Genomic DNA, 20,134 nt, shown 5'->3' with positions numbered 1-20,134 from the left:
CCGAAACTACTATGCCTTCCTCAAAAAGATCAGGCAAAATTGCTGTACTCGGCATAGCCTTACTCCTTTGCATATCCTCAATTGCAAAAGCAACGCACATTCGAGCAGGAGATGTTTGCATTGAATTAATTTCTCAGACAAACCTTACCTACAGATTCACATTCACGCTTTATACCGACCTAGGATCGGAAGTGAGAATAGGACAAGGAAACCCAATTTTTCGCTTTGGCGATGGCACAACCATAGAAGGAGAAGCTGCCATCATTGCTCAGGCAGAATCTATATCGAGAACCGTAATAAATAATGAAGTAGGCAAAGTCGTTATGGTCTTTGTTCATACCTACCAAGCCCCAAGAACTTACATAGCCAGTTATACCGAACAGAATAGAAATGAAGGAATTATCAATATCCCCAATTCCGTAGACACCCCTTTTCACATTCAAGGTGTAACCCGAATAGAGCCAGGGAATGCGGTCAATTCATCGCCAAAGCTATCTATCCCGCCAATTGACAAAGCATGCGTTGGACAAGCTTACTTTCATAACCCTGGGGCATTTGATCCTGATGGCGACAGCCTTGTATTTAAAATTGTATTGCCACAACTAGCCCCAAACCAAAACATTCTAGGTTATACCGATTTAAATGACCCTATCATTACTAATGAACGTGAAGATGGTTCAAACCCCGCCTTACTACAAATAGATCAAGAAACGGGGCTCTTAACATGGGATGCACCACAATTTGTTGGTGAATACAATATCGCGTTCATTGTGGAAGAATGGCGTTTTTCAGAATTAAGACAAGAGTGGGTGCAATTGGGTTTTGTGACGCGTGATATGCAGATTCTTGTAGAAGATGAGTGTCGAAACGAAAGGCCTGAAATCACCGTACCGATGGATTTGTGTGTAGAAGCTGGCACAAACATTAGGGAGGTTATTATCGGAAGCGATCCTGATGGACACCCAATTTCATTAGAAGCATTTGGTGGTCCTTTCGAAATCAATAATAGCCCAGCGACTATTTCTCCGGATCAATCATTTGTAGCCTCTCCACAAGAATTTGAGTTTAACTGGCAAACAAATTCTTCTCATATCAGAGAACGCCCATATCAGGTTCAGTTAAAAATATCGGATGATACCCCTGATGATGCTGGACCGAGCCTTGCAAGTTTTGAAACATGGAATATTACTGTAGTGGCACCTGCCCCTACTGGCTTAAGCGGCGCGCTGACCAATAATGGTGGTATTCAACTCGTTTGGGACGAATATATAGCGGCCAACTTAAATCCACTGATCCAAGTTTGGCGACGAATTGACACCTTCGAATTCTCCCCTATTGAATGTAACACTGGTATTCCTGATGGAGCCTACGAATTAATAAAAGAAGTGCCATCAGCTCAAACAAATACGGTCGACAATGAGGATGTAAGCCCAGGAACAAAGTATTGTTACCGGCTTGTAGCGAAATTTCCTCTACCTCAAGGTGGCGAAAGTTATGCCTCTACCGAATTCTGTGTAACTGTACCAATTGATAGAGCACTAATAACGAATGTTAGTATTGAAGAAACTGATGAATCCAATGGTGAAATCTCCATCAGGTGGACATCTCCCTTAGATATAGATACCGATGTATTTCCACCTCCATATCAGTATAATCTCATGCGATTTGAAGGACTTTCTGGTTCGAATAACGGAACATTAGTCACTACCACACAAGACAACTCCTTTGTGGATACAAATCTAAATACGCTTGATGAATCTTATAATTATAGCGTAGAGCTCTATACTGTCGCTAACCCTGATAACCTCATTGCCATTTCCGAACCTGCTTCAACTGTAAGACTTTCCGCATTAGCCATACAAAATGCCATAGAGGTTGAATGGATTGCAAATGTACCATGGAACAATAGAACAGAATCGGCACCATACCATTACATCTATAGAAACCGTACAGACTCCGATGCTTCAGATGCTCAAAACTTTATTTTAATAGATAGTATTAACAGTAAGACATCGAACTTCATTTACAATGATACCGGAAGCTTTAATGGCATAGCGCTTAAAGAAGAGGTTGAATATTGTTATTTCGTAACCACACAAGGAAGTTATGGCAATGCCCAAATCGACAGTCCGCTGCTTAACAATTCTCAAGAAATCTGCGCCGTACCTGGTGATGAAGTTCCACCAATCGATCCAGACATTCTAGTTGATAACAATCCTGATCGGATAGACATTGATGGTAATTCAGTAATACTGGTTACCCCTGAAGACTGCCAAAACATAACCAATACGCCATGCAATTATGATAACTTCTCGAATACAGTGCGGTGGAACCAGAATAATACTGATTCTGATTTAGCCGGCTATAGAGTTTACTTTTCTGAAAGTGGTCTTACTGATAGTTTTACCTTTTTAGGTTTTACAGAAGACATAGAGTACATACATGGTGGATTATCATCTTTAAAAGGTTGCTATCGAATTTCAACAATTGATAGATCAGGAAATGAAAGTGGGTTCAGTGAAACCATTTGCTTTGATAATTGCCCTTTCTATCGCCTGCCAAATACTTTTACTCCAAATTCTGATACTAGAAACGATACTTTTAGTGCATTTAACGAACCAAATTCAGAGTGTCCACGTTTTGTTAAAGAAGTTGAGTTCCGAGTTTTCAATCGGTGGGGAGGAAAAGAAATTTATAGTTACTCTACATGCGGTGAAACGGAGCCAGACATATTTATTAATTGGGATGGCCGCGATAAGTCAGGCAATCCTTTAGCAGAGGGAACATATTATTACCATGTAGTTGTTACCTTTGATGTACTTGATGAAAGCAAAAGGACTCAGGAATTTAGAAATTGGGTAAAGATAATACGATAGCGAACCAGGACATTTTACTCTTTGACGGTGTTTGTAACCTATGTAACAGCTCTGTCAATCTGATTATTGATCATGACCCGAAAGGACATTTCAAGTTTGCTGCTTTACAATCAGATTTTGGTCAAGAAAAACTAAAGGAACTTGGTTACGACCAAGAGTCATTCGATAGCTTGGTGCTTTTGAGTGGCGGAAATGTTCATCGAAAAAGTAGTGCAGCACTTAGAATAGCCAAAAAGATGTCGGGCCTTTACCCGCTCTTATACATCTTTATAATTATCCCCCCATTTATCAGACATGGCGTTTACGATATAATCGCCAAGAACAGATATAGATGGTGGGGAAAAAGAAACTCTTGCAGAATGCCTACCCCTGAGCTACGCGCTCGATTTGTGGAAGCTTAGTGATTATTGATTAGCTTTGTAGCTAGCAAAAAAATTATCACATGACCGCATATGTATTTCCTGGCCAAGGGGCACAGTTTCCTGGAATGGCCAAAGATTTATACGAATCTTCACCTGAGATAAAAGAACTTTTAGAGTCGGCAAATGACATTCTAGGCTTTAGAATCACCGATATTATGTTCGAAGGAACACCGGAAGAGCTAAAAGAAACCAAAGTAACTCAACCGGCAATCTTCCTCCACTCAGTAGCCTTAGCTAAAACTTCCGATTCATTTAATCCTGACATGGTTGCAGGCCATTCATTGGGAGAATTTTCTGCACTCGTTGCGAGTGGGGTATTGTCTTTTGAAGATGGCTTAAAACTAGTATCTCAACGTGCTATGGCCATGCAAAAAGCGTGTGAGGCTAACCCTTCCACTATGGCGGCAATTCTAGGACTAGAAGATGCAGTAGTTGAAGACTTATGTGCCTCAATTGACGACGTTGTTGTAGCAGCAAATTATAACTGCCCTGGCCAATTAGTAATTTCAGGATCTCATAAAGGGATTGAAATCGCTTGCGAAAAGGCCAAAGAAGCTGGAGCGAGAAGAGCACTTCCTTTACCCGTTGGTGGAGCATTTCACTCGCCACTAATGGAACCTGCCAGAGAAGAGTTAGAAAAAGCGATTGACGCAACGACATTCAGTAAAGGCGTTTGCCCAATTTACCAAAACGTAACAGCGAAAGCTTCAACTGACATTGAAGAAATAAAAGAGAACTTGAAGCTGCAATTAACAGCACCGGTAAGATGGACGCAATCTGTACAAGCAATGGTAGCAGATGGTGCCACAAGTTTTGTAGAATCAGGACCAGGCAAAGTATTACAAGGTTTAGTGAAAAAGATTCACAGAGAAGCTGAAGTTTCTAGCATCTAATAAAGTCCTTGAATAAAAGCTTATTAAAAATCCCTCTCGAGGGATTTTTTTATATCTAATAATTGAGTACAAAAGGAGTAACTGCCAGCTGGTCCGGGCAATTGTCCAATAATTCTTGTTGTGTGACTTTTAAAACCGGGTGCTTGAAGGTTGAAGCAATTTCAACCAGTGGAACTAATGTAAAACGACGGTTTTGTATTTCCGGATGCGGCACAACCAAATCTGGATGATTAACAATGGTGTCACTACAGTAAAGAATATCAATATCAATTAAACGTTCACCCCACTTTACCTTCTTTTTTCGTCCCATTTCTATTTCTATAGCTTGTACTAAAGCTAACAATCTCTCAGGTGTTTTATTGGTTTCTATTTCTATTACCTGGTTCAAAAAACTCGGCTGATCTTCAACACCCCATGCCGCCGTTTCATAAATAGAAGATTCTTTGCGTATGGCAATTCGCTCTACCACCAATAGCTCACAAGCGCGCCTTAAATTAGAAGCTCTTTCTCCCAAATTAGTACCCAATAAAAGATAGATGCCACTCATATTCGTCAAATATAGTATTAGTTATTGGAGTTGATTCAGCGTGTGCCTATTTTGCCAAGAGTTTAAAAATAGAGAATGAGCGAGATAAGAAACGACTGGACCAAAGAAGAAATTCTTGAGATATATAATAAACCACTTCTTGATTTAGTCTACGAGGCAGCCACAGTTCACAGAAATTTTCATAACCCGAATGAGGTACAAGTAAGTACCCTCCTTTCTATAAAAACCGGAGGATGCCCCGAAGATTGCGCATACTGTCCGCAAGCTGCTCGTTATCATACCGATATAGAAACAAATGACTTAATGACTGTCGACCAAGTGAAGGCACAGGCGTTAAGAGCAAAATCATCTGGCTCTTCAAGAGTATGCATGGGAGCAGCATGGAGAAACGTAGAAGATGGGCCAGAATTCGATCAAGTATTGGATATGGTTAGAACCATCAACGGTTTGGATATGGAGGTTTGCTGTACTTTAGGTATGCTAAGTGAAAACCAAGCCAAGAGATTGGCCGAAGCTGGACTTTATGCCTATAACCACAACCTTGATTCATCAGAAGAATACTATAAAGAAATTATTTCGACTAGAGGCTGGGAAGATAGGCTAGAAACCTTGAAAAATGTCCGTAAGACAAATGTTACGGTATGTAGCGGTGGTATTATCGGAATGGGTGAAAAGATCGAAGATCGTGCAGGAATGCTGGTTGCTTTATCCTCACTGAGCCCTCAACCAGAGTCCGTTCCTATTAACGCTTTAGTATCTGTAGAAGGAACACCTTTGGAAGAGGAACAAGTGGTGCCGATTTGGGATATGATTAGAATGGTAGCGCTTACGAGAATAGTATTACCACATACAACGGTAAGGCTTTCTGCTGGCAGAACTGAAATGAGCAAAGAAGGTCAGGCTTTCTGTTTCCTAGCTGGAGCAGGTTCTATCTTCGCTGGGGATAAACTATTGACGACTCCAAATCCCGATGTAAATGAGGATATGGAATTATTCAAAATTCTGGGTATTAACCCAATGAAACCTTACGCTAAGGGAGCTAAGCCTACTCCACTTGCACCTGAAGAAAGTACCGAATCAGCAGCGGAAAAAGTGAAATGGTCAAGGCCGGGTCACAGAATTGAAAAGAATGTTGAGGCCACTAAAAAGGCTAATAAAAAAAGAAAGGAAGCTATATAGCTTCCTTTCTTTTTTAAATTCGTTCTGTTTATCTCTTAGAACAGTTTGAAACCAATTCCTAAGACAATCTGATTTCCTCTTTCGTCTGTAGAGAAAGAATTTCCGGCAACGGTAATTGCATCACCAAATTTCTCACTCAAAGCGCCTTCGTATTTAAGGTCAATTACAAACTTCAGTAAATCGATACCGATACCCGCTTGGAATCCAACAGTCGTACTGCTATAGTTATCTTTAATATCAGTAACTGCTCCAGCGATATCACTTTCAGCACTTGTTAAGAAACTAAGTGCTGGTCCAGCATTAATTCTTAATGGTCCAATTTTACCACCAATCATAATTGGCACATCCACTCTGTTGAATGACAAATCGACATCTTGAGCACTTGAAGTAATAGTAGATTCTGTTTGGCTAAATAATAATTCAGGCTGAATGTAAAGACCGATTACCGGCACTTTCACTCTAGCAAACACACCGTATTGGAATCCAAATTCGGCATCGCCAGACTGAACGTTTGCAACTTCCTCTCTTAAGTCAAGGTTAGAAGAAATTAAAGTAATTCTCGGCCCAAATGAAACTTGAGCTGAAGCACCAACTGATATTACAACGAGTGCTAGTGTTAAAATGAGTTTTTTCATGATGTTTTATTTAAAATATGTAGTTAGTCGTAAACTAATTATCTGAGCGCCTGTAAAAGTGTGAGCCATGCCTTTTCAACTTCATTTGCTTCTAAATAGCTTTTTGCTAATTCATGCAATTGGTTTTCCAAGGATTCAGGATCATTGATAAAACGTGTTTTTATCTCAACTATTTCAGGCGTTTCTGAGAATGCAAATATGCGATCATTTTCGGGGATTTTATCAATATTTCCTAATCTCCCTAAATTATTGCCAGTTAAGACAGGACTATTGCGGATGGCATCGGGTATTTGATCCACTCCTACGCCTAAATTTCGGTTCGGCTTGGGTAATTTGAATATCGCAGACCCATTGGCCCTACAATACCAATCGCCACCCATACGCCCTACAAGATCGGTCTTAAACGGATCTGGTTTACCCTCTTCGTCTAACACGTCGTCACTAATATGCGCTAATAGAATTTCACAGATTATCAAATTCCCTGCTCCAGCTTCTTCTCCTAAATGAACTACTTCTTTCACTTTGCATTCAAAAGAAGCAATCGACTCTTTTACGCGTGGTACGGAAACCATTTCAGCATCTATAGCAGTCAACCCAGATTTCACGAATTCATTGACCCCTTTGGCATATGCCGTACTACTCAAAGACATTTGTTCTACAATAGGGTAACTCACCACATTGATCACAATTTCCTTTGTGGCCATGGCATTGAGCAAAGTATGCTTCAATTGCAAATCTCTTGGTTTTGCAGGAGATAGAATTAGTGTGGGCGGATTGGTGCTAAAAACGTTGAAAAAGCTATACGGGGCGAGGTTTGGGTTTCCCTCAGCATCTACCGTAGAAGCAAAAGCAATAGGCCTAGGCCCAATACAGCCTAATAATTGAGCATGTAAATCAGGTGTTGCAATTTCTTTAGGATCAATTCTCATGTTTATTGATTTCTATCGATAATCAGCTACTATTTAGCCGGTAAAACTTTGGCTTTTACTTCACCAAAACCTATTCTCACACCATTCTGTTCGGCATGTCCGCGCATGATAACCGTATCGCCATCCTGAATAAATTTCCGTTCCGATCCATCTTTCATTGGCAATGGTTTAGTACCCCGCCAAGAAAGTTCAAGCATGGAACCATAAGCGCTTTCTTCTGGCCCTGAAATAGTCCCAGAGCCATACATATCACCTACCTGCATATTGCAGCCATTAACGGTATGGTGTGCTAACTGCTGCCTCACATTCCAATACATATGTTTGAAATTTGAGTTTGATACAGTTTGTTCTTCGCTACCATCAGGAGCGATAGCCACTTCTAATTTCACATCGAAATGTGTCTTTTCATCATATTTTAAATAAGACAATACCTCAGGATCTTGCTCCGGTCCTTCAACAGTAAATGGCTTAAGCGCATCCATAGTTACAACCCAAGGTGAAACATGGGAAGCAAAATTTTTAGCCAAGAAAGGCCCTAAAGGAACATACTCCCATTTTTGTATATCTCTTGCCGACCAGTCATTTAGAATAACAAAACCGAAGATATAATCTTCAGCCTCCTCCGTAGAAACTGAATCTCCTAATTGATTTTCCTTACAGGTGATGTAAGCCATCTCCAATTCAAAATCTAATAATCTACATGGGCCGAAAGAAGGTTGATTCGCATCGTCGGCTTTAGTTTGTCCTTTAGGCCTATGGAAAGGCGTACCTGACACTACAATCGATGATGCTCTTCCATGATATCCTACAGGAATATGCTTCCAGTTTGGCATCAGCGCATTTTCTGGACCTCTAAACATCGTTCCTACATTGAACGCGTGCTGTTCAGAAGAATAAAAGTCCGTATAATTTGGTACGTGAACTGGCAGATGCATTTCAACATCTGCCATGTTATGGAAAGCACTCTCACATAAGGCATCATACGATTTTAATTCGGTGTTACCTTCAGAAAGCAACTCAGAAACTCTATCTCTTAGTGCCCTAGCGGTTTTCTTTCCTAAAGCCATAAAGTCGTTAAGCGTATTTTGCTCAAATACATTCGCAGGAAGATCAATTCCATTGAATAATCCGGCCGAGTGTAAGGCGGCAAGGTCTAATACTTGATCTCCAATAGCCGTTGCCGCATGAGATTGTGATTGATTAACTGAAAATATACCAAACGGTATATTTTGTATAGGGAAGTCAGAATTTTCAGGTACTGAAACCCAAGATTTCAATTCAGGATTATTTGCTTTGATCATTATCGCTCTAATGTTATGCCCGTAAAGATGAAATTCCTCATTTTCAGGGCTTGACGCTTAGTTTTTTGTTTATAATGTATTTCTTAATTCTTGCTCTCGCTCAATGGCCTCGAAAAGAGCTTTAAAGTTTCCTTTACCGAATGACTGCGCGCCCTTTCTCTGAATAATTTCAAAGAACATTGTTGGACGATCTAGTACGGGTTTAGTAAAAATCTGAAGTAGGTAACCTTCATCATCTCTATCGATAAGAATATTCAGGTTTTTCAAAGGCTCTAAATCTTCATCTATTTCTCCTACACGATCTAAAACGTCGTCGTAATAAACTTCAGGGACCTTCAAAAACTCAACCCCTCGTGCTCTTAACCCTGTAATCGTTTCAATAATATTGTCTGTTGCTAAGGCCACGTGCTGTACGCCAGCTCCATTATAAAAATCGATATACTCTTCTATTTGAGATTTTCTTCGTCCTTCGGCTGGTTCATTTATTGGAAATTTAATTCGACCGGTACCATTACTCATCACCTTACTCATTAAGGCTGTATAATCTGTTGATATGTCTTTATCATCAAAGGATACGAGCTGAGTGAATCCCATCACTTTCTCATAGAATTCACACCACTTATTCATTTCGCCCCAACCTACGTTTCCTACCATATGGTCTATATATTTTAACCCAACAACTGGTGGGTTAAAGTCGGTATCCCATTTTTGAAAGCCTGGTAAGAATACGCCATCGTAATTACTTCTTTCTACAAAAATATGCAGCGTTTCGCCGTAAGTCTTAATACCAGATTTTACGACATAACCATGCTCATCTTCTTCACGATGTGGCTCCATACATGAAACTGCTCCTCTTTTGGTTGTTTCTTCCCAAGCTTTTGTAGCATCATCAACCCATAGTGCAATAACTTTTACGCCATCACCATGCTTGCTAATATGCTCGTTGATAGGTCCGCCTTCTTTAAGTGGCGATGTTAATACCAACCTGATCTTATCTTGTTGTAAAACATAGGAAACTCTATCCTTCAAACCTGTTTCAAGACCGGCATAAGCTACAGACTGAAAACCAAATGCCGATTTATAGTAGTGGGCTGCTTGCTTTGCATTTCCTACATATAATTCCACGTAGTCTGTTCCATTCATTGGAAGGAAATCTTGTGCTCCTTCGAAAATTTTCTCTCCGGGATATGTTGTATTCTCTGTTGCCATTTTCTAAAAATTATCTCTTACTAATGCTCTAACCAAGATTTATGGTAGTCTTTTACCAATATCTTCATGGCCTCTTCTGTTACTTTCAAAGGTTTAAATGTATCGACCATTACGGCTAATTCTGCTGTGTCTTTTACGCCTAAACTTCTTTCCATGGCACCAGGATGTGGCCCATGCGGTATTCCGGCTGGGTGAAGGGTAATTTGACCGCGTTCAATGTTGTTTCTGCTCATAAAGTCACCATCCACATAGTATAGCACTTCATCGGAATCGATATTACTGTGATTATATGGCGCAGGTACTGCTTCAGGGTGATAATCGAACAATCGGGGAACAAATGAACATACGACAAATGCATCGGTCTCAAATGTTTGGTGCACTGGTGGCGGCTGATGTACTCTACCCGTTATCGGTTCAAAATCGTGAATTGAAAAGGCATATGGGAAATTATATCCATCCCATCCTACTACATCGAAAGGGTGCGTGGCATAAACATATTCGTGTATCATGCCTTGTTTTTTAACCTTGATAATGAAATCACCTTTTTCATCATGCGGCTCTAAATTGGTTGGCCTTCTCAGATCGCGCTCACAATATGGAGAGTGCTCTAGTAACTGGCCAAACCAGTTACGATATCGCTTAGGAGTATAGATCGGCCTGAACGACTCTACGATAAACAGTCTATTATTTTCTGTATCGAAATCTATCTGATAAATCATACCGCGCGGCACTACCAAATAGTCTCCATAACTAAATTCTATATTCCCCAAGAGTGTTTTCAAAGTTCCAGACCCTTCGTGAACAAAGATCATTTCATCACAATCCGTGTTCTTGTAAAAGTATTCTGTCAATGATTTTTGAGGCGAAGCCAGCACAATATGGCAATCACTGTTGACCAAAACGGGTGTTCTGCTTTCTAAATAATCGGCCTTCGGCGGAACTGAAAATCCTTTCAGGCCTAAGGAAAGCATATTTTTCTCTACCGCTATTTTGGGTGATACATCATATGATTTGATGACCTCCTTTACTTGCGTAGGTCGATGAATATGATACAAGGTCGAAGCCATACCATCGAAGCCTATGGTTCCGAAAAGTTGCTCATAGTAGTATCCACCATCTTCTTTTTTAAAAGTGGTGTGTCGCTTGTGCGGGATTTTACCGAGTTGATGATAAAATGGCATTTGACATCAGGTTTATTTTACTAATTGTTTTAGGGAGTGCTCCAAGGCTCTTTTCGAGATTCCTTGTGAACTTGGAGAAAGGTCGAATACATTTTGTAATGCCTTTCTAATCACTTCTGAAGTATCTTCAAAGATTGCTTCATCCGTTAATGCTACGCCTCCTTGCATAAGATACGCAAAAACCCGCGCCATACCGCAATTGGCAATAAAGTCAGGAATTACTGATAGGTTATCATCGGCATAAAGACCTGTTTTGCCAAAGAAGATTTCAGGGTCATTGAATGGTACATTGGCACCGCATGAAATCACTTCCAGTTTCGTCCCAATCATTCGATCTACCTGATCTTTTGTAATAAGCCTTGAGGCAGCTGCCGGAACAAATATTTCAAAATCTAAGTCCCAAATTTCTTGATTGATTTGGTCATAAGGAATCATGTCATCTGAAGCGAGCTGAGTACCATTCCTATTCAAAAACAAGTTTCGGATTTCTTCCAAGCTATAGCCTTCTTGCTTATGAATTCCACCGTCGCGATCTATGATACCAACTACCTTGATACCCATTTGTGCAAGGTAAAAACCAGCGGCAGCACCTACATTGCCCCAACCTTGAATTACCGCGCGTTTTTCTCGATAATTTTGCCCCCAAATATCATAATAGTGGTGTATGGCTTGAGCTACACCATAACCTGTAATCATGTCGGCTACTTTATACTTTCTAGACACGTCTGGAGTGAACTCGGGATTCTCGATTACTTTGACTACTCCATTTCTAAGCTGACCGATTCTATTGATTTTCGATGCTTCATTCGGCTTGAAGTGGCCATTGAAAACACCTTCTTGCGGATGCCAGATACCAGCTTCCTCAGTCATGGCGATGACTTCGTGGATTTCATCCACATTAAGATCACCACCTGTTCCGTAGTAAAATTTTAAAAGCGGACTTACTGCTGCAAACCATCTTTGAAGTACTCCTTCTTTTCTAGGATCTTTTGGGTCGAAATTGATTCCAGATTTGGCACCACCTATAGCAGGACCCGAAACGGTAAACTTTACCTCCATGGTTTTAGCTAAGGATTCGACTTCTCGTTTATTTAAGCCCTTACGCATTCTCGTTCCGCCTCCAGCGGCTCCGCCACGAAGTGAATTTATCACTACCCAGCCTTCAGCTTCGGTTTCTTGATCGCGCCACTCGAAGACTATTTCGGGCGCTTTATTTTCAAATTTCTCTAATAAACTATCCATGGATTTCGAATTTGTATCGATGTAAACAAAACTAAACAACAGAAAAGAGATATATGTAAATCATCGGCTTATGATCAATGAATTATGTGATTTGCCTACCATATTTACTTTTTAAAGAAGATATCACTAAATCAGATGTATTTTTAAGGGCTAATTAGTCGAATCATCTTATGAAATTAGATAGTACAGATATTAAGATCCTAGAAATCATGCAGCATGATGGCAGGATTACCACCAAAGCGCTTGCCGATCAACTCAATCTATCAACCACTCCAGTATTTGAAAGGGTAAAAAGACTGGAAAGGGATGGCATTATCAAACAATATGTTGCCTTGCTCGACAATCGAAAATTGGACCTTGTACTTACTGCGTTTATTTCAATAAGCCTTACAAAGCACTCAAGGTCATACTTAGAAAAGTTTGTCAACGAAGTAAATCAATACCCTGAAGTGATGGAATGCTATCATATTGCTGGGAATTTTGACTTTCTACTAAAGATTGTAGTTAAGAATATGGAGGTTTATGAGGCGTTTATTTTGAATAAGCTTTCTACCATTGCCAACCTTGGTCAAGTTCAAAGTTCTTTTGTGCTTTCAAAAAACATACATAAAACTGCTTTTAGTCTTTAGAAGGGGACGGATAACTTAAAACATTTAGATTTGCGCTATCGCTTATATGGAGTTGAATATGTTTGGCGGCAATATATTTATAACGAACCCCTCTTGGCTATTGAAAAATAAAATCAAGACAAACCAGTTTAGATACTGAGTTGCTTTGTCCCAAAGATGTTTAGAAAAATTTTCGTTCTTCTTATTCTTCTAGTCCCTTTTATTGCAAGAGGACAAGACCCCAATGACTGCTCTAATGCCCTTATAGTTTGCGGAAACACAAATCTAAGTTTTAATTCGGCAGGCCCTGGTAACGACGATTTTGCACCGATAGATAATCCGCAGCCGGGCTGTGGTGTTCAAGAAAACCAAAGCTTGTGGCTAAGGGTTCCTATTGCGTCAGATGGTACACTAGGGTTTAACATTACTCCGAACAATAATGACGATTTTGACTTTGCCGTTTTTGGTCCTAATGTAGACTGTAATGCATTAGGAGACGCGATTAGGTGCTCATTCGCAAGTACTGCTAGCGGGTTTCAGACTGGACTGAATAGTTCGGCTACTGATAACTCTGAAGATGGTGGAGGTGATGGCTTTGTCGCAGAACTTCAAGTGCAGGCAGGCGATGTTTATACTATCCTTATCGACAATTTTAGCAACTCAAACAGGGGATTTGATTTGGTTTGGACTGGTACAGCACAAATAGTTGACGCACCTCCTTTAAACACCATTCCCGATCAAGAAATTTGCGATGTCAACAATGATGGGACTGAAGACTTTGACCTAAGCACATTAGACTTACTGGTATCTGGTGGTTCTCCCACAGTAATTGTTTCTTATCATTTAAATGATGCTGATGCCACTTTGGGCAATAATCCGCTCCCCACGATTTATTCAGCAAGCAATGGAGATGAAATTTTTGCACGTGCTACCTCCACTAGTGATGGCTGTGCCTCTATAGGCAGTTTTTTACTGAACTTCTCTCCAAGGCCCGAAGGCTTAGAAATTATTGGCCCTTCATCGGTTTGCCCAGATGTTGACAATGTAGTCTATACTATTCCGAATGGCCCTGGAAATACCTATATCTGGTCGGCAAATGGTGGTACTATCGTTTCCGGAGGAAATACTGATCAGATAGAAGTGAATTGGGGCAGCGCGAACCCTAATGCATTTTTAGAAGCTATCCCTACAAATGCTGCTAATTGTGAAGGGGATGTTATCAGACTGGATGTTACAATTAATACTCGCCTAGAACCAGCGATTCCAACTGGCCCATTACTCGTTTGTATTTCTGACAATACTTTAGGAACCTATAGCGTACCTAATTCGAATGGATCAACCTATGAGTGGTTTGTTAGCAATGGTACATTTGTTGGCTCTAATAATACCAACGAGGTAACCATTCGATGGAATGGTGATTCGCCGGGTATGGTATGGTTTAGAGAATTTAATCCTTCCATTGCCAATTGTGAAGGAACCTCTCCTATGCAAACTGTGAATTTCTTTCCACAAGTATTTGTGATTACCAGTCAAACCGATGTCAGCTGTGCTGGCGAAAATACAGGGAGTATTGAATTAAGTATAACGGGTGGTTTAGGGCCTTTTACTGTACTATGGGACGATGGCAATACCGACGAAAACAGGATTGGATTGATTGCAGGCGATTATACATATACAGTTACCGATGCTAATATGTGTCAGGTTTCTGAAACTATTACAATTACTGAACCTCTTCTTTTGTCAATTGACGATATTATGGCCACTAATCTTTTATGCTTTGAAGACAATAGTGGTATTGCACAGGCCACTGTATCAGGCGGAACAGCACCATACCAATACGATTGGAGAAGGAATGGAAATAGTGTTGATAATTCACCAACGGTTGCTAATAATTTAGCAGCTGGTAACTATGAGCTGATTCTAACCGATGCCAATAATTGCACCGCGAGCCGCACTTTCAGGCTGACAGAACCTACATTACTACAACCCGATTTAGACCAGCTTTTAAATAACCCCATTTGCCCACAGGCTACAGATGGTGAAGTAACGGTTGGCGCTAGAGGTGGCACACCTGACTATTCTTTTGTTTGGGAACTTGTACCTCAGCAAACTGGTCCAATAGCAACTGGCCTATCTAGAGGCACTTATCGCGTGATCATTTCAGATATGAATGGATGTACCACAAGCCAAACCGTCGAAGTAGTTGAAAGATTTCCAAGGATTGTAATTCCGTCTGCCTTTTCGCCGAATAGCGATATGGTTAATGATACATTTTCACCAGTAGCTACTTGTAGTCTTGATCAATTCAAGATGGTGATTTATGACAGATGGGGGAAACCTCTTTTTTCGTCCGACCAAGTAGATAATGGATGGGATGGCTCTTTTGAAGGCAAGGAAGTTGGTCTAGGTAAATACACCTATTTAGTTAACTATCAATTCAACGTTAATGGTCAAGTCTTTAATGAATCCATCCGAGGTTCAGTTTCTATAGTAAGGTAAGTAAGATAAATAATTGGCATACAGCTAATAGCTCATTAAATTATTAATAATTTATTTTTAAATAGTAATTTAACTCCTCAAAATATTCAGAATTATTTCTGATGCTTATCATATTTGAATCAAATAAACACACTTAAAATAGCACCAACATGAAAAAATCACTATTTCTACTATTCTTCACTTTCATTTCTTCGACTTTATCTGCCCAGTGGTTAGGTACAAACCCAGTTTACTTCAATTCGGGTAAAGTTGGAATTGGCACATCTTCACCCATTCAGAAATTACAGGTCCACGGTAATATTTATGCTGTAGGTGGAGTCTTCTATGCGGATAATAATTTTGGCCTTAGAAATTCTCTTAATGACTATGGAGTATACCCGTACAGCACTTACCTCCAGTTTAGATATAATGGAAATGAGGCAATGCGCATTAACTCCTCTGGCAATATTGGCATAGGCACCAACTCACCCATTCAGAAATTACAGGTCCACGGTAATATTTATGCTGTAGGTGGAGTCTTCTATACAGATAATAATTTTGGCCTTAGAAATTCTCTTAATGACTATGGAGTATACCCGTACAGCACTTACCTCCAGTTTAGATATAATGGAAATGAGGCAATGCGCATTAGTTCCTCTGGCAACGTAGGTATTGGTACTACATCACCAGGAAACAAATTAGATGTAAATGGAACAATTCGTTCTAAAAAAGTAAAAGTAGAAGCCAGCGGCTGGCCAGACTATGTGTTTTCAAAAAACTATGAATTAAGATCCTTAAATGAACTCGAACGGTATATCCAAGAAAATCAGCACCTTCCAGAAGTACCCTCTGAATCCGAAATAGAAGTTAAAGGACTTGATCTTGGTGCTATGGATGCAACGCTCTTGAAAAAAGTAGAGGAATTGACGCTCTATCTAATTCAGGAAAGTAAAGAGAAAGACAAACTAAAAAAAGAGAATATGGAGCTAAAAGAGACACTTCAAAGTATTTTGAAAAGACTAGAAAAATTAGAGAGCAAATAACCAAATAATACCTGAGGATTTCTCTGCCTTCAATAAGGTACATTGCTTTAGCCTTGAATAAAATAAGGTAATTCTCAGGCTAACTAACTACGTTTTAATCTTCTGACTTCTAGCTTCCGACTTCCGACTATTCCCGCTATTTTTGCACCTTAATTTTATTCAAACAGTTCAATGTCAATTTCAGCAAAGTACAACCCTCAAGAAGTAGAAGATAAATGGTACGCCCATTGGATGGAAAAAGGCTATTTCAAAGCTAAAGCCAATCCTGACAAAGAACCTTTTACTGTCGTCATTCCTCCGCCGAATGTAACGGGTGTCTTACATATGGGACACATGCTGAATAATACCATTCAAGACATTCTTACACGTAAGGCAAGAATGGAAGGGAAAGAAGCGCTATGGGTACCTGGTACTGATCATGCATCCATTGCTACTGAGGCCAAGGTGGTGCGTATGCTTCGCGAACAAGGCATTAAAAAATCCGATCTCACGAGAGATGAGTTCTTATCTCATGCCTGGGAATGGAAGGAAAAATATGGTGGTATAATCCTCGAACAATTGAAGAAATTGGGTGCTTCCTGTGATTGGGACCGCACAGCCTTCACCATGGACGAAGACTATCACAAAGCTGTTATCAGGGTATTTGTTGACTTGAACAAAAAAGGATACATCTACCGCGGTTGGCGCATGGTAAACTGGGATGTAGAGGCCAAAACAACGGTTTCCAACGAAGAGGTTATATATGCTGATAAAGAAGAGCAATCGAAACTTTACAAAGTAGAGTACAGCATAAAAGATTCAGATGAGAAAGTAATTATAGCTACACAGCGTCCTGAAACAATTCTAGGCGATACAGGAATCGCGATTAATCCTAAGGATGATCGCTTCAAACACCTTATCGGCAAAAAAGCGTTAGTTCCTTTTATTAACAGGGAAATTCCAATCATCGGGGACGACTATGTTGAGATTGAGTTCGGAACAGGTTGCCTGAAAGTAACCCCCGCTCACGATCCTAATGACTATGAGATTGGTCTGAGACATAATTTAGAAGTAATAGATACGATTAGTCTAGATGGTAAACTGAACGAAAAATGTGAAGTACCAGCATATATTGGCATGGATCGTTTTAAGGTTCGAAAGCAGATTATCAAAGATTTAGACGCCGCTGGAATTCTAGTTGGGGACGAAGATTTTACGACAAAAATTGGACGATCTGAACGAACCAATTCTGTAATTGAGCCTAAGCTTTCGCTCCAATGGTTCATCAACATGAAAGAAATTTCCAAAACTGCTCACAAGGCAGTGATGGACGACGAAGTTGAATTAGTACCAGCCAAGTTCAAAAACACCTATAATCATTGGATGGAAAACGTGCGCGATTGGTGTATCTCACGTCAGCTTTGGTGGGGGCAGCGAATTCCAGCCTACTATTTCGGTACTGGAGATGATGAATACGTTGTGGCCGAAACACCAGAAGAAGCGCTTCAACTAGCCAAAGAAAAATCTGGCAAAGCCCTTACGGCCGCTGATCTTAGACAAGATGAGGATGTTCTTGATACATGGGCATCATCTTGGTTGTTTCCAATGGCTGTTTTCGATGGTTTTAATGATGACTGTTTCGATAAGGAAACCGGGAAAATAATCAAAGGGAAGAATGCCGATCTAGATTACTTCTACCCTACCTCAGTGCTAGTAACAGCGCCAGAAATCTTATTTTTCTGGGTAGCTAGAATGATCATAGCAGGTTATGAGTACACTGGTGAGAAGCCATTTAAACACGTTTACCTTACTGGTATAGTTCGTGATAAACAGAGAAGAAAAATGTCTAAATCTCTAGGCAATTCACCTGATCCCTTAGACCTTATCAAAGAACTAGGAGCAGATGCTGTAAGAACAGGAATGCTCTTCTCTTCACCAGCGGGTAACGACTTGCTTTATGATGAGAAACTTGTAGAACAAGGCAGAAATTTTGCCAACAAAATCTGGAATGCCTTTAGGCTTGTTGAAGGCTGGGAGATTAGCGGTACATCTATGCCAGCAGAAAATCAAATTGCGGTGCAATGGTTCGATGCAAGGTTCAATCAGGCATTGACTGAAATTGAAGATCACTTCAGTAAATTCAGAATGTCAGATGCACTGATGAGCACATACAAGTTAGTTTGGAATGACTTCTGTTCTTGGTATCTGGAAATGATCAAACCTGCCTACGGAGAACCTATCGACCCAGCTACACATCAGGTAACATTGAACCTCTTTGAAAAACTGATGAAAGTTTTGCACCCATTTATGCCTTTTATCTCGGAGGAAATTTGGAGTAATATCAGGACAAGAGAAGAAGGACAAGATTTGATTGTTTCTACTTGGCCAGTTATTGGAGATGTTGATGGTAATATGATCGATCAGGCCGATAAAGTGTTTGAATTGGTATCGCAGATTCGAAATGCAAGAAGCAGCAAAGGCTTGTCACCAAAAGAGCAGTTAGACCTTTATATTAAATGTGCCGATAAAAGTGCTTATGAAGCATTTGAAGGTGTAATCAAAAAGTTAGGCAATATTGGCACTTTTGCCTTTACTGATAAAAAAGTATCTAACGCCTTAAGTATTGTAATCAAGTCAGACGAGTTCTACCTACCAATGCAAGAAGGTGCTATTGACGTGGAACAAGAAAAAGTGGAGATCGCAAAGGAACTTGAATATGCCAAAGGCTTTTTAAATAGTGTAAACAAAAAGCTGAGCAACGAACGCTTTGTTAATAATGCACCAGAGGCAGTAGTGGCAAGTGAAAAGAAAAAACAAGCCGACGCTGAATCAAAAATTAAAGTGCTGGAAGAAAAATTGGCTAATCTTTAGGAAAAAGATTTCGTGAATTAGAAAGAGGTACTGAAAAGCACCTCTTTTTTTATGTATTATATTTATTAGCATGAAGAAGTCTATCCTACTTTTCCTCATTTTGAGCGTCAATTTTTCTTGCCAAAAGAGCCCTAAATTAGACCCTAGCCAAATTGTTGGCACCTGGGAAAACACAACACTCAATGTTGATATCAAATCTTACAACAAATCAAACCTGGATAGTACTTTAATAATTGAATTGGGTGAGTGGGAATCCATTTTACAAATTAAACCCATCAGAACCACTTATTTTGAAGATGGCACATTCGTGGCCAAGTATTTCGACCTTGAAGGCAACTCCGTAGGTGAAGAAAATGGTGACTGGAAAGTAGTTAATGACTCTTTAGCCATAAATTCTGCCGGCTATAAGAATACATATCATGTAAACTTCAAGGATGGTCAGGCAAGGTTTATAAGCATATTAGATTGGGATCAGGATGGCAATCGTGACGACCTGTATGACGGATGGCAAAAGAAAGTGGAGTAATCCTAATTACTCATAAAAGCTTCTCAAAGAAGTTCAACCTGCAGTTTCCCCAATGTAAAATCGGTCAATATTGATAGAGTATATTATATAAACAAAGTGCATAGAAACAAAAAAAGCAGCCATATCTGACTGCTTTTTGGTGTGGGCGCTGAGGGTCCCGAAGCTTCGGGACGAACCTCATTTGATCAAAAATGTCTGTCAGTGATGTCTTTCTG

At 40.0% G+C, this 20,134-nt stretch carries 16 protein-coding genes; 9 read left to right on the top strand and 7 right to left on the bottom strand.

From position 1 onward, the window contains the following. Nucleotides 1–11: 11 nt before the first annotated feature. Genes JXQ92_RS16560 through fabD form a run of 3 tightly spaced genes read left to right on the top strand, consistent with a single transcriptional unit; the run spans nucleotide 12 to nucleotide 4,191 of the window. Nucleotides 12–2,876, top strand: a complete 2,865-nt coding sequence (locus tag JXQ92_RS16560) for a gliding motility-associated C-terminal domain-containing protein (RefSeq protein WP_421987757.1) — start codon at nucleotides 12–14, stop codon at nucleotides 2,874–2,876. Continuing rightward, nucleotides 2,855–3,277, top strand: coding sequence for a thiol-disulfide oxidoreductase DCC family protein (locus tag JXQ92_RS16555; protein WP_421987756.1), 423 nt, complete (start codon nucleotides 2,855–2,857; stop codon nucleotides 3,275–3,277). The genes JXQ92_RS16560 and JXQ92_RS16555 overlap by 22 nt, the downstream gene beginning before the upstream one ends. A 41-nt stretch (nucleotides 3,278–3,318) precedes the next feature. Beyond that, entirely contained in the window at nucleotides 3,319–4,191 is an 873-nt protein-coding gene (gene fabD, locus JXQ92_RS16550) for an ACP S-malonyltransferase (protein WP_421987755.1), read from the top strand. 55 nt (nucleotides 4,192–4,246) lie between these two features. Here the strand turns inward: fabD and folK are convergent, their stop codons facing one another. After that, entirely contained in the window at nucleotides 4,247–4,738 is a 492-nt protein-coding gene (gene folK / locus JXQ92_RS16545) for a 2-amino-4-hydroxy-6-hydroxymethyldihydropteridine diphosphokinase (protein ID WP_421987754.1), read from the bottom strand. A 75-nt stretch (nucleotides 4,739–4,813) separates the two neighbouring features. Between folK and bioB the strand changes: the two genes are divergently transcribed. Next, a complete protein-coding gene (bioB, locus tag JXQ92_RS16540) occupies nucleotides 4,814–5,917 on the top strand; it encodes a biotin synthase BioB (protein WP_421987753.1) in 1,104 nt (367 codons plus the stop codon). 35 nt (nucleotides 5,918–5,952) lie between these two features. Here the strand turns inward: bioB and JXQ92_RS16535 are convergent, their stop codons facing one another. From JXQ92_RS16535 to JXQ92_RS16510, 6 genes are all read right to left on the bottom strand, one after another. After that, complete coding sequence (locus JXQ92_RS16535; protein ID WP_421987752.1) at nucleotides 5,953–6,552, bottom strand: outer membrane beta-barrel protein; 600 nt, start codon at nucleotides 6,550–6,552, stop codon at nucleotides 5,953–5,955. 38 nt (nucleotides 6,553–6,590) lie between these two features. After that, nucleotides 6,591–7,481 (bottom strand): flavin reductase family protein, encoded by an 891-nt coding sequence (locus tag JXQ92_RS16530; RefSeq protein WP_421987751.1) that lies wholly within the window; start codon nucleotides 7,479–7,481, stop codon nucleotides 6,591–6,593. Nucleotides 7,482–7,510: 29 nt separating this feature from the next. Further along, entirely contained in the window at nucleotides 7,511–8,782 is a 1,272-nt protein-coding gene (gene fahA, locus JXQ92_RS16525; protein WP_421987750.1) for a fumarylacetoacetase, read from the bottom strand. A gap of 69 nt (nucleotides 8,783–8,851) precedes the next feature. Next, nucleotides 8,852–9,991 (bottom strand): 4-hydroxyphenylpyruvate dioxygenase, encoded by a 1,140-nt coding sequence (hppD, locus tag JXQ92_RS16520; RefSeq protein ID WP_421987749.1) that lies wholly within the window; start codon nucleotides 9,989–9,991, stop codon nucleotides 8,852–8,854. A 20-nt stretch (nucleotides 9,992–10,011) separates the two neighbouring features. After that, a complete protein-coding gene (locus JXQ92_RS16515; protein WP_421987748.1) occupies nucleotides 10,012–11,172 on the bottom strand; it encodes a homogentisate 1,2-dioxygenase in 1,161 nt (386 codons plus the stop codon). Between the two features lie 12 nt (nucleotides 11,173–11,184). Continuing rightward, nucleotides 11,185–12,414 carry a Glu/Leu/Phe/Val dehydrogenase dimerization domain-containing protein gene (locus tag JXQ92_RS16510; protein ID WP_421987747.1) on the bottom strand — a complete coding sequence of 410 codons (1,230 nt, stop codon included), beginning with the start codon at nucleotides 12,412–12,414 and terminating at the stop codon, nucleotides 11,185–11,187. A gap of 170 nt (nucleotides 12,415–12,584) precedes the next feature. On the opposite strand from JXQ92_RS16510, the gene JXQ92_RS16505 reads away from it, so the two are divergent. The 5 genes from JXQ92_RS16505 to JXQ92_RS16485 all read left to right on the top strand — a co-directional run bounded on the left by JXQ92_RS16505 (nucleotide 12,585) and on the right by JXQ92_RS16485 (nucleotide 19,919). Further along, entirely contained in the window at nucleotides 12,585–13,043 is a 459-nt protein-coding gene (locus tag JXQ92_RS16505; protein WP_421987746.1) for an Lrp/AsnC family transcriptional regulator, read from the top strand. Between the two features lie 156 nt (nucleotides 13,044–13,199). Next, the gene (locus tag JXQ92_RS16500; protein ID WP_421987745.1) at nucleotides 13,200–15,521 is read left to right on the top strand and encodes a T9SS type B sorting domain-containing protein; all 2,322 of its coding nucleotides are present in this window, start codon (nucleotides 13,200–13,202) and stop codon (nucleotides 15,519–15,521) included. A 149-nt stretch (nucleotides 15,522–15,670) separates the two neighbouring features. After that, nucleotides 15,671–16,543: a hypothetical protein gene (locus JXQ92_RS16495; RefSeq protein ID WP_421987744.1), complete on the top strand. Its 873-nt coding sequence runs from the start codon at nucleotides 15,671–15,673 to the stop codon at nucleotides 16,541–16,543. A 171-nt stretch (nucleotides 16,544–16,714) separates the two neighbouring features. Beyond that, a complete protein-coding gene (locus JXQ92_RS16490; protein ID WP_421987743.1) occupies nucleotides 16,715–19,393 on the top strand; it encodes a valine--tRNA ligase in 2,679 nt (892 codons plus the stop codon). A gap of 70 nt (nucleotides 19,394–19,463) precedes the next feature. Beyond that, entirely contained in the window at nucleotides 19,464–19,919 is a 456-nt protein-coding gene (locus JXQ92_RS16485; RefSeq protein ID WP_421987742.1) for a hypothetical protein, read from the top strand. Nucleotides 19,920–20,134: the final 215 nt, after the last annotated feature.

This window comes from Roseivirga sp., from assembly GCF_049099775.1.
GTDB lineage: Bacteria > Bacteroidota > Bacteroidia > Cytophagales > Cyclobacteriaceae > Roseivirga.
This window is presented reverse-complemented; position numbering and strand designations above follow the sequence as displayed.